The sequence below is a fragment of the Vallitalea okinawensis genome (assembly GCF_002964605.1).
Lineage (GTDB): Bacteria > Bacillota > Clostridia > Lachnospirales > PQDH01 > Vallitalea_A > Vallitalea_A okinawensis.
Map to the genome: position 1 here is coordinate 139404 of NZ_PQDH01000003.1, position 21007 is coordinate 160410.

21 protein-coding genes are annotated in these 21007 nt (G+C 34.1%); 1 reads left to right on the forward strand and 20 read right to left on the reverse strand.

Going from position 1 to position 21007, the window contains the following annotated elements; genetic code table 11:
- Nucleotides 1-15 precede the first annotated feature (15 nt).
- A complete protein-coding gene (proB, locus tag C1Y58_RS10145) occupies nt 16-804 on the reverse strand; it encodes a glutamate 5-kinase (protein ID WP_105615927.1) in 789 nt (262 codons plus the stop codon).
- A gap of 180 nt (nt 805-984) precedes the next feature.
- Between proB and C1Y58_RS10150 the strand changes: the two genes are divergently transcribed.
- On the forward strand, nt 985-1203 hold the full coding sequence (locus tag C1Y58_RS10150; protein WP_242985377.1) for a DUF3892 domain-containing protein: 219 nt from the start codon (nt 985-987) through the stop codon (nt 1201-1203).
- Between the two features lie 51 nt (nt 1204-1254).
- Here the strand turns inward: C1Y58_RS10150 and C1Y58_RS10155 are convergent, their stop codons facing one another.
- The 19 genes from C1Y58_RS10155 to recA form a co-directional block, all read right to left on the reverse strand.
- On the reverse strand, nt 1255-2475 hold the full coding sequence (locus C1Y58_RS10155; RefSeq protein WP_105615929.1) for a BaiN/RdsA family NAD(P)/FAD-dependent oxidoreductase: 1221 nt from the start codon (nt 2473-2475) through the stop codon (nt 1255-1257).
- Nucleotides 2476-2543: 68 nt separating this feature from the next.
- Nucleotides 2544-4136 carry an NAD(P)/FAD-dependent oxidoreductase gene (locus C1Y58_RS10160; RefSeq protein ID WP_105615930.1) on the reverse strand — a complete coding sequence of 531 codons (1593 nt, stop codon included), beginning with the start codon at nt 4134-4136 and terminating at the stop codon, nt 2544-2546.
- A 188-nt stretch (nt 4137-4324) separates the two neighbouring features.
- On the reverse strand, nt 4325-4969 hold the full coding sequence (locus tag C1Y58_RS10165; protein WP_105615931.1) for a hypothetical protein: 645 nt from the start codon (nt 4967-4969) through the stop codon (nt 4325-4327).
- Nucleotides 4970-5121: 152 nt separating this feature from the next.
- Nucleotides 5122-6732 carry a putative polysaccharide biosynthesis protein gene (locus C1Y58_RS10170; protein WP_105615932.1) on the reverse strand — a complete coding sequence of 537 codons (1611 nt, stop codon included), beginning with the start codon at nt 6730-6732 and terminating at the stop codon, nt 5122-5124.
- 23 nt (nt 6733-6755) lie between these two features.
- The gene (locus tag C1Y58_RS10175) at nt 6756-7910 is read right to left on the reverse strand and encodes a DUF3048 domain-containing protein (protein WP_170311568.1); all 1155 of its coding nucleotides are present in this window, start codon (nt 7908-7910) and stop codon (nt 6756-6758) included.
- Between the two features lie 44 nt (nt 7911-7954).
- On the reverse strand, nt 7955-8662 hold the full coding sequence (locus tag C1Y58_RS10180; protein WP_105615934.1) for a diacylglycerol kinase: 708 nt from the start codon (nt 8660-8662) through the stop codon (nt 7955-7957).
- A complete protein-coding gene (gene ybeY, locus C1Y58_RS10185; RefSeq protein WP_105615935.1) occupies nt 8659-9135 on the reverse strand; it encodes an rRNA maturation RNase YbeY in 477 nt (158 codons plus the stop codon). The genes C1Y58_RS10180 and ybeY overlap by 4 nt, the downstream gene beginning before the upstream one ends.
- Before the next feature lie 9 nt (nt 9136-9144).
- Nucleotides 9145-10152 carry a PhoH family protein gene (locus C1Y58_RS10190; protein ID WP_105615936.1) on the reverse strand — a complete coding sequence of 336 codons (1008 nt, stop codon included), beginning with the start codon at nt 10150-10152 and terminating at the stop codon, nt 9145-9147.
- On the reverse strand, nt 10122-11351 hold the full coding sequence (gene yqfD, locus C1Y58_RS10195; RefSeq protein ID WP_105615937.1) for a sporulation protein YqfD: 1230 nt from the start codon (nt 11349-11351) through the stop codon (nt 10122-10124). Before yqfD ends, C1Y58_RS10190 begins: the two co-directional genes overlap by 31 nt.
- A 22-nt stretch (nt 11352-11373) precedes the next feature.
- Complete coding sequence (gene yqfC, locus C1Y58_RS10200) at nt 11374-11667, reverse strand: sporulation protein YqfC (RefSeq protein ID WP_105615938.1); 294 nt, start codon at nt 11665-11667, stop codon at nt 11374-11376.
- 115 nt (nt 11668-11782) lie between these two features.
- Nucleotides 11783-12391 (reverse strand): stage II sporulation protein M, encoded by a 609-nt coding sequence (gene spoIIM / locus C1Y58_RS10205; protein WP_157950042.1) that lies wholly within the window; start codon nt 12389-12391, stop codon nt 11783-11785.
- 108 nt (nt 12392-12499) lie between these two features.
- A complete protein-coding gene (locus C1Y58_RS10210) occupies nt 12500-13051 on the reverse strand; it encodes an NUDIX domain-containing protein (protein WP_105615940.1) in 552 nt (183 codons plus the stop codon).
- Nucleotides 13052-13145: 94 nt separating this feature from the next.
- Entirely contained in the window at nt 13146-14576 is a 1431-nt protein-coding gene (purB, locus tag C1Y58_RS10215; protein WP_105615941.1) for an adenylosuccinate lyase, read from the reverse strand.
- A 15-nt stretch (nt 14577-14591) separates the two neighbouring features.
- Nucleotides 14592-15011: a PPC domain-containing DNA-binding protein gene (locus C1Y58_RS10220; RefSeq protein WP_105615942.1), complete on the reverse strand. Its 420-nt coding sequence runs from the start codon at nt 15009-15011 to the stop codon at nt 14592-14594.
- Between the two features lie 132 nt (nt 15012-15143).
- Entirely contained in the window at nt 15144-16334 is a 1191-nt protein-coding gene (locus C1Y58_RS10225; protein ID WP_105615943.1) for a pyridoxal phosphate-dependent aminotransferase, read from the reverse strand.
- A 444-nt stretch (nt 16335-16778) separates the two neighbouring features.
- Nucleotides 16779-17039 carry a stage V sporulation protein S gene (locus C1Y58_RS10230; protein ID WP_105615944.1) on the reverse strand — a complete coding sequence of 87 codons (261 nt, stop codon included), beginning with the start codon at nt 17037-17039 and terminating at the stop codon, nt 16779-16781.
- A 248-nt stretch (nt 17040-17287) separates the two neighbouring features.
- Complete coding sequence (gene rny / locus C1Y58_RS10235; protein ID WP_105615945.1) at nt 17288-18835, reverse strand: ribonuclease Y; 1548 nt, start codon at nt 18833-18835, stop codon at nt 17288-17290.
- Between the two features lie 183 nt (nt 18836-19018).
- Complete coding sequence (locus C1Y58_RS10240; RefSeq protein WP_105615946.1) at nt 19019-19645, reverse strand: regulatory protein RecX; 627 nt, start codon at nt 19643-19645, stop codon at nt 19019-19021.
- Nucleotides 19646-20674: a recombinase RecA gene (gene recA, locus C1Y58_RS10245; protein ID WP_105615947.1), complete on the reverse strand. Its 1029-nt coding sequence runs from the start codon at nt 20672-20674 to the stop codon at nt 19646-19648. It lies immediately after the preceding gene.
- Nucleotides 20675-21007 lie beyond the last annotated feature (333 nt).

A 21007-nucleotide genomic window follows, 5' to 3' on the forward strand; every position in this document is an offset into this window, starting at 1 on the left:
TGGCTCCTTAATTACTTAAATGAAAAGTGTTCCTATCTTCTCCCCCTTCATAATCTCATGAAGTACTTTCATGTCACAAGCATTTGCAATAATCATCTTAATACCATTATCAGTAGCAATCTTGGCAGCATTTATTTTAGTATACATACCACCTGTACCGAAGTCAGAACCTGACCCGCCAGCAATGGACCAGATATGTTCATCAATGGATTCAACACAGTCAATAAATTCTGCATCTGAGTTAGCTCTCGGATCATCTGAGTATAATCCATCAATATCTGAAAGCAGGATTAATAAGTCTGCACCTACTAATTTTGAAACAATGGCAGACAATGTATCATTATCACCAAACTCTATTTCATACGTGGCAACCGTATCATTTTCATTGACAATGGGTATAACCCCCATTTCAAATAGTGCTTCAAAGGTGTTTTTTGCATTCTCTGTACGTTCAGGACATTCAAAAGCATCCTTTGTTAAAAGTATTTGACCAACACTCTGATTATAATCTGAAAAACATTGTTTATACATTTGCATCAAGACAGCTTGCCCAACTGCAGCTATAGCTTGTTTCTCTGGTAAATTATCTGGTTTCTTTAAATCTAAGTAGCTTCTACCAGCCGCTATAGCTCCTGATGACACTAGTACTATATCTTTTCCCCGATTTTTTAAATCCACTAGTTGTCTTGCCAATTGATCTATCTTATTTAAATTCATTTTCCCAGTTTCATGAGTTAATGATGAAGAACCAATCTTTACAACAATCCTATTACATAAAGCAAGATCCTTTCGAATACTTTCCATTTCTAATCCCTCTTTCCCTTTAGCACGCTAAAGCATTTATATAAATATACCCTATCTGCATTATAATTGCAACTACAAAAGTAATTTTTCGTGCTAGAATAGGCATTAACTTATGCATGATTAGAAGTAATACAGGTCATACTACTAATGTGTATACAGTAGATTTTAAGGAGGTATATTATGCGTATCACCCATGTTAAAAGAGATGGTCAAGGTACAATCCAAGAAGTAATGTTTGATGACGGAAAAGTTCTTGACAAAACATCAGCTATTCAACTAGCTGAAAATGGTTTAATTGACGGTGTCGAAGTACGACCTAGCAAATCAGGGTCAAGATATCTCCGCTCAATACCAGATGAAACTACAGATAATAACTTAGATAATTTACCACAATTTTAATAGGAGAGAATCCTTTATCGGGATTCTCTCCTATTCCAGTTAACAAGTAGTTTATCTAGCAGCATTAAGTCCTGCGACATAGCCACTTGACCAAGCCCATTGTAGATTAAAACCACCGCAATCTCCATCAATATCTAATATCTCGCCTGTTAAATAAAGTCCTTTAACATATTTTGATTCCAGTGTAGATGGGTTAACCTCGTTAGTTAATATTCCGCCAGCCGTTACTTGAGCATTCATCCAAGATTGAGTACCTGTTGCTTTTAGAGTCAGTTCTTTAATAACTTTTATAAGTCTTTCTCTTTCCTTTTTTGAAAGCTCACTACATTTTTTTTGTAAATCAATGTTAGCAACTTTGACCAATACACGACATAGACGTTTATTCATAAGACCTTGTAAACTTTCTTCTACTGTTTTGTTTGGCATATTGTGATACCTAAATAAGAGTAAATCTCTTAACTCCTCATGGGTATATTCAGGAATCATATCAACAGATAAATGAGTAGACTCCTTCTTATCTATACTCTCTCCAACTTTTCGACTTAATTGAAGAATTGGTGGACCTGATATACCGTAGTCTGTAAATAAAATTTCTCCTTGTTCTTCTCGTAGACACTTGCCATTTGAAAGGACTCTACAACAACCAATTAATTTAACACCTTTCAAAGCTTTTAGAAAATCTGCTTCTAATCGTATCTGTACCAAAGCAGGAAAAATATTAGTCTTATGGTGGCCAAGCCTTTCGACCAAATCATAAGCACCATTTGTACCTAGGTTTGGAGCTGCCTTGCCGCCAACTGCTACGATAACTTTATCACTATAAAAGGTCTTATTATCTTTCGTTGATATTTTAAATCCCTTTTTATTCCTATTAATTTTAGTTACCTCTGCATCACATATTTCTTCAATTTGAAGGCGACCTAACTCATACCGAAGTAAATCTAGAACAGATGATGCTTGATCTGAATAGGGATAAAGCTTACCGCTACTCTCTTCTTTTATATGGACTCCGATTTCTTCAAAAAAATTGATAGTCTTATCTACTGTAAATTGATTGAACGCACTCAATATAAACTTTTTATTCTTCCCATGGTAATACTGGCTATCTGCAAATCGATTACTAATATTACAACGCCCATTCCCTGTTGCCAAAATCTTTTTGCCAACACGAGATAGTTTTTCAAGAAGTACAACAGAAGCCCCTTCTCGAGCTGCAATAATTGCCGCCATTAATCCCGATGCTCCTCCGCCTACAACAATAACTTTACTCATAGACTACTCCCTTCAATATGTTCCCATATTTAATAAGTTAAGCTTTAAACATGATTCCATGTCCAACATTATGGACAATAATTCTTCGCAATATACTCTGCTATTTTTATACCATCCATAGCTGCTGACATGATCCCACCAGCATATCCTGCTCCTTCTCCCATGGGATAAAGCCCAAGAATATTACTTTGAAAACTTTCATCTCTGAGGATTCTTATAGGTGATGAACTCCTTGATTCCACACCTGTCAGAACAGCGTCATATCTTCCATATCCCGCGATTTTTTTATCAAAGGCAGTTATCCCCTCTTTTAGACTATCCAGAACATATTCTGGTAGACAAGTATTGAGATGAGTTAGAGTTACTCCATTTGAAAAACTGGGATTAACATCGCCAAGAGTTGAAGATGCTTGATCTTTCATTAAATCTCCCACTAACTGAATTGGGGCTTTGTAGGATTCTCCTCCTGCCATAAAAGCTTTCTTCTCCCAAATCCTTTGAAATTCAACACCTGCTAAAGGGTCCTTTGAAGGAAAATCATGTGGTGTTATAGTAACTAACAGAGCGCTATTTGCATTCACAAGATCTCGCTTATAATAACTCATACCGTTAGTAACCACTGTTTTCTCCTCAGAAGCCGATCCTACGACTTCGCCACCAGGACACATACAAAAACTGTATACACCTCGCCCATTTGAGCATTGATGTTTAAGTTTGTAATCTGCTGCTCCTAAGCGAGGATGATTAGCATAGATGCCGTATTGAACTTTATCAATCATTTCCTGTGGATGTTCAATACGTACTCCAATGGCGAAGGACTTTGCTTCCATCATAACCCCTCTATCTTTCATCATTTGAAAGGTATCTCTAGCACTGTGACCAATTCCTATAATCAGATGCTCTGTAGCTAACACTTCCTCTTCGTTGATAATAATACCTTTTATACGATTACCCTCTATGATCATATCGGTCATCTGACTATTAAAACGAACTTGTCCTCCTAGAGCTATGATTTCTTCTCTTATGTTTTTAACAACATCTCTTAAGAGGTCAGTACCTATATGAGGTTTATTCACATATAGGATTTCTTCAGGAGCACCATGCTTAACGAATTCTTCAAGAACCTTACGTCCTCTTTTATTTTTATCCTTTACGAGTGTATTTAACTTCCCATCAGAAAAGGTACCTGCTCCCCCTTCTCCATATTGCACATTAGAGCGCGTGTTGAGTACCCCATGTTGCCAGAATAATTGTACATCTTTTACACGCTCATCAACGTCCTTACCTCTTTCAATCAGTATTGGGCAGTAACCTAACTGTGCTAACGTTAATGCATTCAGCAGACCCGATGGACCTGCACCAATAACAACTGGGGCATGCTTTAACTTCTCTGTTCCTTCTATTAACAGTTCATAAAATTGTTCTTTAAGTACCACTAAGTTCTTAATCTTTTTCTTTTGATAGTATTCTTCATTAGATACATACACATCTATATGATAAACATAGCTCAATTGATCTTTTTTCCTTGCATCTAAAGATCTGCGATAAATCTTATATCGCATGTCAGTTTGTTTATTTATTCGAAGTAACTTTCTAATCTTATTCTCTAAATCTTCTACTGTATGATCAATAGGTAATTTAACTTGTTGTAATCTAATCATAATCTTTTACCTCCCTAACAGGTACACATCAAACACTAATAATATTAACATACTCTCCTATAACATACCACTATAAATTAATACAGAGTAGAACTAGTAAGAATTTAAGACTAAGCTTGGTTAGACATAAGTACAGCACATGATTGATTACTTAATCATGTGCTGTACTATAAGAAATTTTTCAAAATCTAACTTGTATAATCTTGTAATAATTTAATCATTTTTTCTTTATTAACTGTCATACCTTTATTTAATTTTTCCTGCTCTTCTGGTGGTAATGTACTAACAGGCGTACTTGTAGTTTCCCTTACTGTGCCATCTAAATTTAACACGCCAATATAGCCGTTGATATTCTTGATAATATATTTTTCTTCCTCTTTATTGGTATCATTCTCAACTCGTTCAAAGACAATTTTTTGACTTGTAAACACAATCATCTGCCAATCTGGGAATTTAGCTTCCACTTGTTCCTTAGTCATACCTATCATATCAAAGGTTGGTGGGACACTTTCTTCTTTTTGACTATTATCCAACGTATAGTAAGTTCGGAAAATGATTTCCGTTGACGATTTTACGCGATCATAATCTGTAGTAACTTCTTCATACTGTTCACGATCATCTACATGAGGTTCTGAATTAATAACTACTGGATCTTCAATAGGATCTTCCTTACTTTCTACAGCTGTTTTTGGAAGGGGTAGATTTTCATCCTCTGGCCTGGCATTCTTTAATCCATAATTATAAAAAAGCATAAAGCATAATGCGAAAATAATGATGCATAACAGCAAAACTAAATATATATATAATCCACTTCTTCTCTTTCTGGTTTTCATCACCAAAATCCTCCTAATGAGTCTTTGGTAATATTATCAACAAATTTTGCCTTATTTATACATTAGGGAAACCTTTAATCAAAGCTTACACTTTCTAGTTAACGTAAAAAACTAAGTCCACTCATATGACTTAGTTTTCCATGTTCTATTCTTTACTTTATTTTTAAAATGTCAGCCAACTTATCACCATATGGTATTAATGTCAATTCTTCACGGTTTATTCCCTTAATAAGTAGTAAAACTACAAAGTATGATCCAGCACCTATTCCAATACCTATGAGACTAGAAATACTTACTGAACTTGTTAATGCCATAGCACCTCTATATGCTAACCAGCTGAGAATCCCCATAACAACACATGATATAATCGGTTTTATTAACAAATGACTCCAGTTAAATCGTACATCAGAAAAACGATAGATAGAGCGAATATTTAATACTGTCAACAAGATGGAAAAGACGATTGAAGAGTATATTAAACCTTCTGCACTTAAACCCATTCCAAAAAGAAAAACAATATTTAATATTATTTTTATTGACCCAGCTATGAGCATATTTTTAACCGGTTCTTTAACCTGATGCATTCCTTGTAATACTGCATTAGTAATTTGAAATATGGAGAAGAAATATACAATAGATGAACCAATTCTAAAATAATTAGTAGCTATTGCTAATTGACCTGGTTCAAAATCACCACTTCCATATACGGTTAAAAGAATAGGTTCAGCTAATACCGTTAATCCTACAGCAGCTGGTAACGCAATAATTGTGATAATTTTTATTACTTTGTTCATCTTAATCTTAGCTATATTAAAGTCTTTTCTAACCATGGAAGCAGCGATACTCGGTATAGTAGCTGCAGATAAAGCAGTAGCTATAGCAATAGGGAAATTAGTTAAAAGCATAAACTTCCCTGTATATAATCCCCATATTTCTTTAATGTTTTCGGCACCATGATAAGCCATTCCCCATGGAAACATTGCTGTGTCTAACAGATTAACAATACTACTTAATGCCGCTACGATTGTTATAGGTACTATCACATAGAGTATTTCCTTTAGTATTTCTTTATTCGATAACTGAGATTTTGTACTATTAGCTTTATGCTTCTTTTCTTTTTTCCTATAATTAAAAAATAAATACGCAAGAAAAACAATAGCAAAAAATGCTCCTAATGTTGTACCTAGAGTTGCTCCTGCTGCTCCTAAATCAACACTCATGTCTACTAATAAATAGGCTAAAAATAAACCACCGAGTGCATTAAGAATTTGCTCAATAATCTGTGATATAGCTGTTGGAACCATAGTATGGTGCCCTTGAAAATACCCCCGCATAATAAATAAGAAAGGCATAAGAGCTAATGTTGGTGACAGCGCTCTTAAAGTATTGGCTACTTCAGGTGTATTAAAAATTAGTGCAATATAATCTGCTCCAAACCACATAAATAGGCTAGTAACAAATGATAAAACGATGGTTAAGAATGACGTAACTTTTAAAACTTGATCTGCTTCATCATATTTTCCTAAGGCATTTTTCTCTGAAATGATCTTTGATAAAGCCATAGGAACACCATATGCTGAGACAATTAATAATACATTATATATACTAAACCCTTGATTATAATATGCATATCCTTCGTTACCTATTATATCTTGTAAAGGTATCTTAAATATAAACCCTATAAATTTTGTTATTATACCAGCAATTGCTAATATTGCTCCTTGCTTAACTAAATTGCTACCCTTATTCTGTCGTTCCTTCATAATGACCTCCTAGTTTTCCTATGTTACTCAAAGGAAACCTCTGTCCCAAGAGGTAAAACACAAATCCACGTGTTCCCTTTATTAATCTTTAGTCGATTACCATTTTCATCATAATATTGTGTTGGATCGTATTGTCCAGTTTTTTCCCAAGTAATCTCTTTCTTCATACCATCTGATATGTAAACACCTTTACCATTACCAATAGAATCCATATCCAAGCGGCCTTCAGTATCGCCTGGTCTTTGGTAAATGTTGGTGTACTGCAAAATAATATTCTTAGTTGTTAAGATCTCACCAGTATTGGCATCTATATGTTCTTCATTGAAATGATAACGTTTATAAACCTCTTCTTCTTCATTATAGACAAATTCACCAGTAATATAATAAGAATATGGAATAGATACTTTTAAAGCTTGTCCCGTTCCCTGGAAAACTTCATCACCTTCATTAAAATCAAAGGCCATATCGTGATCTTCCTTTTTCTCTTTACGATACCCCACCGTCTCCCAAGCAGCCATAATTTTTTCGCCATTTGTGTAGACATTATGAGGTGCTACTCGACTGTTATCTCGCCAGCACATAATCGTATCCAAATAAGATAATCCGTTAAGGTTTGCAACGCCTAATTGAGCATGAACGTTCATAATAGCCGGATCCTCTCCATAGTGAACATATATAGCATCTTGATCCAATGCAAAATCTAAAAAGTACCTTCTAGCACTTCGTACTGGACCAAGTTTTTCTACGCTTTCAATATCCTGAAAAACAGAAATTAGACGAGTTATACCACCTTCAGCCAAAGTCTCATAAATGATATCTGCTTGTGATATACCGCTTTGAGGTAAAGCAGAGTACAAATTATTGATAGTAACAGCTACTGGACGATGTTCAATGGCTTCCTCCCTTACAGGTAATCCAGTTAGAGGATTAACAGCCATTCCTTCTGGGAGCACTTCTTCCTCTTCTTCAACTACATCTTCACTGTCAACTTCTTCCTGAACCTCTTCACTTTGTTCATCACTTTCTTGGTTCATATCAACTGGATTGCTTTCTTCCAATCCTATTGTTAATTCTTCTTCTATTAAATTAACAGACTCAACAACCTCTGCATCACCATTACAGCCAACTAGTGTTAGGCATAAAATTAGCATTATGATCGATATAGTTTTGTATCTCATCTTGGTCCTCCTCATCGAATAAGTTTTTTGTCTGATTGATTGATTTAAAAAATAAATAATTGATAAAGCACAATGACACAAAGGACGCCAAATATACCTCCTGCTATTACTTCGTAAAGAGTATGAATTTTGCCTTCACATCGACTCTGTGCAACCATAAAGGCCAATAAATATCCTAAAAGAATAACAGCTGTGTTTGCTGCTAAAAAAAGAACAATCGTTGCAGCTGCAAAGGCAATAGCACTATGTCCACTTGGAAAACCTCCACTAAACAGTGATGATGTTCTCCCCCTCTTAATTTTAAACAATATTGTTAGGATAAAAACGATTCCTAAGCTAATAACCGCTAACTCGGTGGGTAAAAATCCTATGACTTCATCTTTCTTTTGAAGAATGTTATCAAATTCATCATAAAAAATAAAGAGCCCCACGATGGATGCTGTGATTGCAGTAATAAACACTGCGCCAGCAGCGACATCTTTAGCCAGCTTTGCTAACGGGTTATATCGCTCCCCACAAACTAAGTCGATAACTGCCTCGATAGATGTATTAATCAACTCTGCTGTTATCACCATAGCAGATATTATTAAAATAATAATGAATTCCATTACAGTTACCTTAAAAATAAAACAAAGAAGAAGTACGATGACTTCTGCAATAAGGTGTATCTTTAAATTTCTTTCTCGTTTAACAGCTTCAACTATTCCTTGAAGCGCATAGTTGAAGCTGTCTAAAGTATTACGACTTTTCATCTTTCTATACCAACTTTACTCATAACTTCTTTCTGTTTTGTTATCATAGTCTGCTCCTCATCTTCAGTTAAGTGATCGTAACCTAATAAATGAAGCATACTGTGAGCAACTAGAAAACATACTTCTCTAGTAAAAGAATGACCATATGTTTCAGATTGCTCTTTAGCCTTTTCAAGAGAAATGATGATATCACCCAGAATGATTTCATCTGTTTCTGGGTTTCTTGATCCATCATAGTCCAATTGACCATCCACAAAGGTGACCATTGGAAATGATAAAACATCTGTTGGTGTATCTTTCTGACGATGTTCTTTATTAATGACTTGTATATCGTCAGTACTTACATAGGTTAAACTGATTTCCACATTGCGGGGTACGTTTTCAATGTCTAAAACCGTATCCATTACTTTTCTAATCTGAACTTCAATTTGATCCATATCAAAATCAGTTTCGTTTTCTATATACAATGTCATTGTCTAACCTCATTTCTTTTTACGATTATCATTTTTATGATGCTTATGAGTATTACTCTTTTTACTTTCATATTTATCATATGCATTTACAATTCTTTGTACTAATGGATGTCTTACAACATCTTTATTGGTAAGATTAGCAAAGCCGATCCCCTCGACATTTTTTAATATTTTACTAGACTCTTTAAGACCAGAACGTTTACCTTCTCCTAAGTCTACCTGAGTTACGTCACCTGTTATAACAGCTTTAGAACCAAATCCAATACGGGTTAAGAACATTTTCATTTGCGCCGGCGTAGTATTTTGTGCTTCATCCAAGACAATAAAAGAGTTGTCCAGTGTACGTCCACGCATATATGCTAGTGGTGCAACTTCTATGGTACCACGTTCCATATTCTTCATAAAAGTTTCTGCACCCATAATTTCATAAAGAGCGTCGTAAAGTGGTCTTAAATAAGGGTCAACTTTACTCTGTAGATCACCAGGTAAAAACCCTAATTTTTCTCCAGCTTCAATGGCTGGACGGGTTAAAATGATACGATTGACTTCATTATTCTTAAAAGCTGTGATAGCCATGGCCATAGCTAAATATGTCTTACCTGTTCCTGCAGGTCCAATTCCAAAGACAACCATATTCTTCCGTATTAGATCAATGTACTTTTGTTGCCCTAAGGTTTTTGCACGAATTTGTTTGCCTTGCTTAGTAACTGCAACCACATCTTTATACAGTTCTTTAACCTTTTTTTCCTTATCCTCATGTACTAAGGTTGTTAAGTAATTGACATGCTGTAAGGATATATCATCACCTTTAGATGCTATTTCAGCAAGTTGATTGATTACCCTAACAGCTTTGTCAACTTGTGCTTCACTACCAGTTACTTTAACTTCATCACCGCGATTAGTGATTGTGACATCTAAGCCCTTTTCTATTGCTTTTATATTTTCATCAACATTACCAAATATATTTGTCATATATTGCTCTGGTATTATGATTGAGTTTCCTCTTCCTGTGTCCATTCTTCTTTCCTCTCCTTTATTGCCTCAACTTCTCCAATGGTTTCTAGTACTGTAATTCTGACTTCACAATCAATTGCATTTTCTTTATTAGTATATACGATTTCTTGGTTGATTATCTCAACCTCTTCATTAAAGGTTTCTTCAATTAGTCTGTTTACTCGCCTATCTATGATTTCTTTAGCTTCTTCTTCTGAGTATGTTAATGTCTCTGGAACATATTCATTACAAGTACGATTATGGATTTCAAAAGGCAGTTTATAATTAAGAAAATAAAAGTCTGATACCTCTGTAGTATAATCATATTCCTCAAATGTTTTAAATGGATTTGAGAAATTTAATTTCAATTGACCCATTTTAAAAATCAATTCTTTTTTCTTTTTTCCTGTGTAATTCTTTTGTATGTAATCCCATTTTAGAGAATCATTAATAATGTAATAAACTCTCCCAATAATATCAGCATCTGCATTCACATAAGAATACCGAAATGTTTGATCATCATTTAATATCTCAAGCTCACCAGTAACCAGTAAATCACCCTTCTGAATCACGTCACCCTTTTTGACAAGTGGTCTACCAGAACGTGTAACAATATATTGAATGAGGCAGTCCTTATCTGCAACTATATTGGTCGAAGGCAATTCCTTTTCCACGATTTCAGGTGTTTCAACAGTCTCTTCTATGTTAACAAATAAACCTGTACCTCGAATTTCCATAGATATCCATGAAATTCCTGAATAGTTCTCTAAAATATGATCTTCAACTTCATCGGGATCAATTTTATACTTAAGTTGCCCAATTTTACAACCTTCAGCCTCAAGAATACCTTTAATTTGGTGCATGCTTAAATGTCGATTTCCTTCAACTTCAATGGTCCAGATGAATGATGATAAAACCCATAAGATGACTAAAGTAAGTAAAAAACCAAAAAGAAATACTCGCCTTTTTCTATAATGGTGAAAGAGAAAAGGTAGACCGATTTTTTTAACTACTTTAATTCTACAACGGGTTTTTCTTGCACAAGGCTTTAACATCTTAAATCCTTTAATACTGATAGCCATCTGCAATTTGCTACCATCTCTTTTAAGATCCCATAGATAAATACCCTTATGAGTTGCAAGATTCATAAATCTTTCAATTGAAAATCCATACACTTCTATAATAACATACCCACATAAATATTTCCATAATCTAATTAACATAATCTATCACCTAACTCCATCCTTAGTTTTTAAAAGTAACTGACCCTAGGCGTCCTTTGATGATGATATCTTCAGATGTAATGGACTTTATCGATAGACCCTTCCCAGTGACATGTAATAATCCTACGGCTGTATTAATAGTAATAGAGTCATCCGTATATGCTATAATTCCTTTATAATTTTCAATGTAAACTCCAGTCTTACCTTCCATATTGATAACGGGCATATTCAACGTTACATCTTTTGGGAGATTTAGCATCTCTACAACTTTTTCTTTTCGATTTTGTTGATCTTTATTAGTTTTTTTCTTAGCCATGAATGACGTTCACCCCCATAATGGGGATTTCATAAGAAAATCCCCCTCATAAAATGATATGCTTATGAGGGGGGGTATCATTACTCTATATTGTATATTTGTTATATTAATCACCTTAAAATCTGCCAATAAAACTGGATACAATTCCTGGAGTTAAATAGGTTTCTACTAAGGCGCCCAATCCAAAGAATGCTAGACTTACTACTAAAAGAACAGTATATTCGAAAAGAACATTTTTACTAAAGTTCTGCCCTTTACGACCTGATGTAGCCTTTAAACTGTTATCAATACTCACCTTTGCTAATATATAGATCACAGGTAAGTAGATAAGATTCTGAGGTATGTAGGATAAAAACCCAAAGAAAAAACCAGTTAAACTGAATTGTCCAGTTAAAAAGGCTACTGTAAAGCCGTATAAGAACCCCTTAATCATTACTGTCGCATAGATGACATAAAAGCCATATGCAAAAAAACCTGCAACCCATATAATAAGAACTATCTTAATTTGAGATGTAAAACTCTCAAACAAATAATCACCATAATAAATGGCTACATTATTCATATTGGTTATGGTGTCACTAACATACTTACTCAGCTCCATTTTTTCTAGTTGATCTAAGGTGTTAGCAGTTATCGTACCTATTAATAATCCTATTAAAAACATGCCAATAATCATTAAGTTCTTTTTATCGTATTGGTTCTTTCGTAAAGTTCCCTTTTTCATAAAAAAACTCCCCTGCATCTTTGGATTAGGCATCGAGCCATTATTATCATTAATCCATTATATGCATAGGGAGATTCGTTTATGATTGCTTGTACTAAGAAACTTAGCTTATAAGGTGTCTTGTTCTAACTTCATGTCCTTAACTATTTTTAATAAGGCACATATACTTTTACTATCTAGAATTTGTCCATTGTCAATCATCTCTACAATCTCATCTAAAGAAAATTTCTTTACTTCTACAAACTCATCTTCATCCAGATTTTGCTCAGATTCTATCAAATCATGTGCTGTATAGATAGCAATTCTTTCAGTACTAAACCCAACTGCTGGATAAATATCCATTAAATGCTGAATATTTCCTGCTTTATAGCCAATTTCTTCTTCTAGCTCTCTTTCAGCACAAACTTTTGGATCTTCTCCAGGTTCCAAAGTCCCTGCAGGTATTTCTAAGATATAATCACCAACAGGATGACGGTATTGCTCTACTAAATAAATATTACCTTCGTTATCGAATGGAACAATGGCAGCAGCCCCATGATGTATGACCATCTCTCTCTTTGCTTCCTGACCATTAGGAAAAGTGATGGAATCAATGACTACATCTAAAATTCTACCTTTAAAGACTTGTTGACGATCTAATTTTTTAACTTCTTTTGACATGGTTTCCTCCACAGTAACTTATTCCCCTGAATATATAGAAATATTTCCCAGGTAATTTTATACATTATCAACTGTAATGTGATTGTATTTAACCTTATACTTTTAATTCAACTTCCATACCAATAATAGCTTTATTTTGCTCAAGTATCGGGTAAATATACTCGCCTAAGAAATCATCAACTTGTTCACTAGCTCTACCAGTAAAGTTATCTGGGCTCAGAAGATCTTTGATTTCTTCTTCAGTCATTCCAAATGCATCATCTTTTAAAATTCTCTCTATTAAATCATTTGGTTTTCCGTGAAGTTTAACCTGTTTTCCTGCTTCCATGGAATGAATACGTATTCTTTCATGAAGCTCTTGACGGTCACCGCCAAGCTTTACACCTTCCATCAAAATAGTTTCTGTTGCCATGAAAGGAAGTTCACTCATAATTCTTTGTTCAATAACCTTTGGGTATACTACCAAACCATCTAATACATTAATCATTATATCTAATATGGCATCTACAGCTAAAAATGCTTCTGGAATAGCAATTCTTTTATTAGCACTATCATCTAATGTTCTCTCAAACCATTGTGTTGATGCTGTAATAGCAGGGTTTAAACTGTTACATACAACATACCTTGCAAGTGAAGAAATTCTTTCACTTCTCATCGGATTACGTTTATAAGCCATTGCAGACGAACCAATTTGATTTTTGCCAAAGGGTTCTTCTATTTCTTTTAAGTTTTGTAGCAAACGAATATCGTTACTGAACTTATAAGCTGATTGTGCGATACTGCTTAATACGTTAAGAACTTTTGAGTCGAATTTACGTGGATAGGTTTGGCCAGTTACTGGATATGTTGCTTCATAACCTAATTTTGAGGCAACTAATTGATCTAATTTCCTAACCTGATCATGATCTCCTTCAAATAAATTTAAAAAAGTGGCCTGCGTTCCTGTCGTACCTTTAACACCCCTTAATCGTTTGATGCTTAATAAATAAGTGATATCTTCATAATCAAGATAAAGATCTTCTAACCATAAACACGCTCTTTTACCTACTGTCGTTAACTGGGCTGGTTGATAGTGTGTAAATCCTAATGTGGGCATAGCTTTATACTTCTCAGCGAATTCAGTTAATTTTGACATAGCGTTTATAATTTTACCATAAATTATTTCTAAAGCTTCATACATTATGATTAAATCTGTATTATCACCTACATAGCAACTTGTTGCTCCAAGATGAATAATAGGTTTAGCTTTCTTAGCTTGTTCACCATATGCATAGACGTGTGCCATGACGTCGTGACGCACTTCTTTCTCTCTTGCCTCAGCAACATCGTAGTTGATATCTTCAACATACTTTTTAAGCTCATCTATTTGCTCTTCTGTTATATTTAACCCTAATTCCTTTTGTCCTTCTGCTAAAGTAAGCCATAGTTTACGCCATGTTTTGAACTTTTTATCAGGGCTAAATAAATATTTCATTTCCGTACTTGCATATCTTGAATTCAATGGAGATTCATAGTTTATTCTCATCCAGTCTCTTCCCTTCTAAAATTTGAACACATTAAGACCAACTTCTTCATCAAAGCGACGATCTAATTGGCCATCTATCACTTGTATAAACATTTCACAGGTTCCACTGATCACCAATTCATTTAAGTGCCCGCCATAGGCTCTATACTCCTCATCAGAAAGCGTAACATGTAAATGTAAATATGTTTCATCATTCATTGTAGATATATTCCCTGTTAAATTAGTAATTTCATATTCACCATTTAATTCTGTTTTTTGATACTGCTTTGTTTCTGTATTGAATAAACCAACTGTTGCTTTTCCAGCAGCTCCCAAAGCACTGATAACACCAAGTTGAATGTTTTCCTTTTTAGCTAATTCCATTACCTTTGATACAACTTCCTCACCACGATCAATTCGAACCACTATCATATCATTAAAACGTTTAAACTCCATACATTCACCTCATTTTTATAAAAATCGTTCGGTTTTCATCTATTATTGTAACTGAATAGGGAATTTTAGTCAAGATAACTTTCCTATGAGATGAGAAAAAGGGTGGTAACCACCACCCTTTCACAAACTCTCTTATATAGCATTGATAAATTCTTCTAATCGATCTAAACCCTTTTTGATGTTTTCTTTTGAAATCGCATAGGATAATCGTATATGATCAGCGAATCCAAAGTCAGCACATGGTATAACTGCAACACTCTTATCTTCCAATAATACTCTAGCAAATTCTTTAGCATCACTTAATGGTTGATCTTTATAAGTCTTACCCAACAATTTAGAAATATCAATAAATACATAGAAAGCTCCACTTGGTCTAACAAATGAAATATCTTTCACTTTACTTAATCTTTCTACCATGTAGTTTCTTCTATCCTCAAAATGTACTAGCATCTGACCTACACATTCTTGTGGACCAGCGATTGCTGCTAGTGCTGCCTTTTGTGCTATTGCGTTAGGATTTGAAGATGCATGACTTTGCATGTTCCCCATAATCTTTGCAATCTCAAGAGGAGCTGCTGCATAACCAATTCTCCAGCCAGTCATGGAATAACTTTTTGATACACCATTAATGATGATGGTACGTTTTATAACTTCATCTCCAAAAGATGTAATACTAATATGCTCTTTACCATCGTATAATAATTTTTCGTAGATCTCGTCTGAGATAATAAACAAATCATGTTTAACTGCAAATTCTGCAATTGACGATAATTCTTCTTTAGAATAAACCATACCTGTTGGATTACTTGGACTATTAATAAGGATAGCCTTTGTTTTAGTTGTAACCTTTGCTTCTAATTGGTCAACAGTCACTTTATAATCATTCTCTTTGCTAGCTTTTACAATAACAGGTATACCATCAGCCATTTTTACCATTTGTGGATAGCTTAACCAGAAGGGTGCTGGTATCATAACTTCATCACCAGGTCTTAAAATAGCCATAAAAGTATTTGTTAATGAATGTTTTGCTCCATTACTTACAACAATTTGACTAGGTTCATATGTAAGCCCATTATCCCTTTTAAGCTTATTACATATTGCCTTTTTAAGCTCTAAGATCCCTGTTGCAGGTGTATATTTAGTAAAACCAGATTCAATAGCATCAATGGCTGCTTGTTTAATATGCTCTGGTGTATCGAAATCTGGTTCACCCGCACCAAAACCAACTATATCAATTCCATCTGCCTTCATTTGCTTGGCTTTTGCTGTAATAGCCAGTGTTGATGAAGGCTTTATATCAGACATTTTAATAGACAAATTCATAAGATTCACTCCTATTTCATTAATTAAGTAATATTTTAAAGTATTTATCTGATATTTGCAAGCTATTTATCAAAACTATTTCATATTTTCAATATGCAACATGTTTTATCAAGGGTTGCATTATTTGAAATAATCTATTTTTGCAAGTATAAACATCAAAAATTTCATTTCTATTATTATCTAACTATTTACAATTCAGCCTTTTTGCTGATTTTGCAGTATTTCTTGCGTGCCATTTATAAAGAATACAATTTTTAATTCATCTTAAAGATTATTTTACATCAATTGACGCAATACTACTACATTTGAATCAGGTATTTCAAATTATTTCACAAGAAATTTTATGGATTACATCAACTATTACTATAGTCTACGGGTTTATAAAATTAAAAGGTGATTACATAGACTATGTAATCACCTTTCCTTATGTATGAAGTATGGTTATTATTTTGGTTCTACTATGATTTTAATGGCAGTTCTTTCTTCCCCATTAATCTGAATATCTGTAAATGCAGGTACGCAAACCAAATTAAGACCAGAGGGAGCTACATATCCTCTTGCGATAATTACTGCCTTAATTGCTTGATTTAATGCCCCGGCACCGATAGCTTGTAATTCTGCGGCCCCATCTTCGCGAATACAATTTGCTAATGCACCTGCTACAGAGTTTGGATTAGAGTTAGTCGCTACTTTTAACACTTCCATTAATAAAACCCCCTTAAAGTTTATATACTATATTTATTCTACAAAATTTTGAATATTCCTTTTTAATTTTTGATAATGAAGAAATTTTATAAAGATTTCGGAAATTCATTAACAATAATTATAGTATTCTCCTCCTATGTCATATCACTATAATCTATTCTTAAATTTACAAAAAAAGAACAAAATGTTTTTAATTGTAGCAATGATACTTTCTTCCCATTAGAAAAAGCATGGTATAAATACCATGCTTATTTTGCATATTCAATAGCTCTAGTTTCTCTTATTAAATTAACTTTAATTTGACCTGGGTATTCTAATTCATTTTCAATATTCTTTGTTACTTCTCTTGCAAGAAGTGTCATATCCGCATCGCTTACTTGCTCTGGGATGACCATCATACGTAATTCTCTACCTGCTTGAATTGCAAAGCATTTATCAACACCTTTAAATCCATTTGCAATTTCTTCAAGCTTAGTTAGTCGAGTAATATAGGTTTCTAATGTCTCTCTTCTTGCTCCAGGTCTTGCAGCTGAAATAGAATCTGCTGCTTGAACAATAACTGCAATAATACTTTCTGGCTCTACATCACCGTGATGAGCCTCAACCGCATTAATAACAATTTTAGATTCTCTAAACTTTTTACAAAGTCCTGCTCCAATAGTTACATGTGAACCTTCAACTTCATGATCCACTGCTTTACCAATATCATGTAATAGACCAGCTCTCTTAGCTAATCTTACATCAACACCAATTTCTCCAGCAATTAACCCACTTAAATGAGAAACTTCAATAGAGTGTTTAAGAACATTTTGTCCATAGCTTGTTCTATACTTCATTTTACCAAGTAATCGCATTAATTCTGGATGTAATCCATGTACACCTGTATCGAATGTAGCTGCTTCTCCTTCTTCACGAATAATGGTTTCAACTTCTTTACGAGCCTTTTCAACCATTTCTTCAATTCGTGCAGGGTGAATTCTACCATCAACTATTAATTTCTCTAATGCAATACGAGCTACTTCTCTTCGAATAGGATCAAATCCTGATAAAATTACTGCTTCAGGAGTATCATCTATGATTAAATCAATACCTGTTAATGTTTCTAGAGTACGGATATTTCTTCCTTCTCTACCGATGATTCTACCCTTCATTTCATCGTTTGGTAAACTAACTACTGAAACTGTCGTTTCAGCAACATGATCTGCTGCACATTTTTGAATTGCATTTGCAATTATCTCTTTTGCTTTTTTACCGGCTTCTTCTTTTGCTCTCGTTTCAAGTTCCTTGATTTTAAGAGCCATATCATGTTTCACTTCGTCTTCAACGGATCTAATTAAGAAGTCTTTAGCTTGATCTGTAGTAAGACCTGAAATTCTCTCTAACTCTTTTAATTGAGTCTGATGCATTTCATTGACTTTCTGCTCTTTTCCTTCAAGCTCTTCAGCTCTTTTAACAAGTTGTGCCTCTCTTTTTTCATAAGACTCAACTTTTCTATCTAAAGCCTCTTCTTTTTGAAGAAGTCTTCTTTCAAGACGCTGCATTTCGTTTCGTCGTTCTTTAACTTCTTTGTCAATATCATTCTTAATTCTAAGAGTATCTTCCTTAGCTTCTAACATTGTTTCACGTTTTTTAGCTTCTGCAGTTTTCAACGCATCATCAATGATTTGGCGTGCTCTACCTTCTGCAGAACCTATTTGCGCTTCCGCAATATTCTTACGATAGTTAACACCAAAAGCAAAGGCAAGAACTCCTACGACGAGAGCTACAACTAATGCTGTGACTAAATATCCTCCCAATGTTCCACCTCCTTATTCAATTATCATTGTTCATTCTTTATTACATATACTAACCACAAGTATAAACTTATTATCATACACAATGAGCTAAAATAATATGATAACAAGTAAATTGTATTACTTTTTACATTTGATGTCAAGTTATTATGCCGTTTTATTATGAAAAAAAACTAATAATCTACCTTATAGTACATCATTTATATGAATATCATATAACTTAAATGCTTCGTTAATCGTGCTATAACTGAAGCCTCTTCTTTGTAAATAGCCTATATGCTTAGCTTTCTTTTCAAAAGGTATTGCCTTAGAATTTCCTCTCTTAAGTAAGAGCTTATAACAATTTTCGATTTCAGCTGAATCATTTCTTTCTGATAGGACAGTTTCTATTATTTCATTCGATATTCCTTTTTGAAAAAGTAAATATCGTAGTCCCTTTTCTCCGTAAGGCTTACTACGCTCCTTACTTTCAATAAAACTTTTAGCAAATTCATGATCATCGATATAATTATAGCGACTTAAAAAGGTTATTGTAAACTCTAATACCGTGCAGTTAAAACCTTGATCTTTTAAATAGTTACGCATCTCTTTCTCAGAACGGTTCCGATAAGACAAATAATTAAAGGCTTTATTACGAGCTTTGGGTATTAGAACTTCATTGGTCAAGTGCTGATAAAGCTCCATCCTCATATCTATACCCTCAGCTATCTTGTACTGGCTAATTTCAGTTTTACTTAAAAGAAGTTCCTCCCAGTCTAAAAAATAAACTAAATAGTTATTTTTACTGAGAGGAATTATTTGTGTCACTATCATTTACTTCTCACCTTCAGAGGCTTGTCCTTCTTCAATTTCATCAATTAGCCCATAATGATGTCTTACACGAAGTTCGATTTCTTCTAATAACTCTTGATTTTCTTTAAAGAAAGCTTTAACATTCTCTCTACCTTGACCTAAACGCGTATCTCCATAAGAATACCAGGCTCCACTCTTATTGACGATATCCAAATTAGTAGCAAGATCTAGTACATCTCCTTCTTTAGATATTCCTTCGCCATACATGATATCAAAGTGTGCCTCTTTAAAAGGAGGTGCTACTTTGTTTTTAACAACTTTAACACGGGTACGATTTCCAACAAAATTATTACTTTGCTTCAAGGTTTCTATACGACGAACATCTAATCTTATAGATGAATAGAATTTAAGCGCACGGCCACCAGTTGTGGTTTCAGGATTACCAAAAGTAATACCAACTTTTTCTCTTAACTGATTGATAAAGATAACACTACATTTTGATTTATTAACAACACCAGTAAGTTTTCTTAATGCTTGAGACATCAAACGAGCTTGAAGTCCTACATGACTATCTCCCATATCCCCTTCTATCTCTGCTTTTGGTACTAATGCAGCAACAGAGTCGATAATAACCAGATCAAGAGCTCCTGAACGTACCATCGTTTCTGCTATTTCTAAAGCTTGTTCTCCATTATCCGGTTGTGATATGTAAAGGTTATCAACATCAACACCAAGCTTTCTGGCATATTCAGGATCTAAGGCATGCTCAGCATCAATGAACCCTGCTATACCACCATTTTGTTGAGCTTCAGCTACCATATGAAGTGCTACAGTTGTCTTACCACTTGACTCAGGACCATAAATTTCAACAATTCTACCACGTGGTATCCCACCTACACCTAGTGCTATATCTAAACTTAATGAACCTGATGGTATCGTTTCAACATTTAATCCTTCTAAAGAATCACCTAATTTCATAATTGATCCTTTACCAAATTGTTTCTGTATTTGAGTTATAGCCGCATCTAGAGCTTTCATTTTTTCATCCATTATAAATTCCTCCTTCATTCGCGCTTTTCTGACGCACGAACTTATGTTCTAATACTATTATAATCATTTTTTATTTATTCGTCAAGATAATAATAAAATTAATATTTTTAATAAAAAATGCATAAGCATTTTGCCTCTGGTTATAATAATAGTGATGACATTAATAAGTATTTATTAGTGTCATTGGGGAGTTTGAATTAACTTAACTCCCATTAACCTAAAGGGAAGGGATGACCTTCCCTTATTTTAGTGTAAGAAAATGGAGCATGACGTAAGTCACTTTTCTTGTTGCACAGAGTTTCATATTTATTATAGTCTAGACAAAAACTCCTT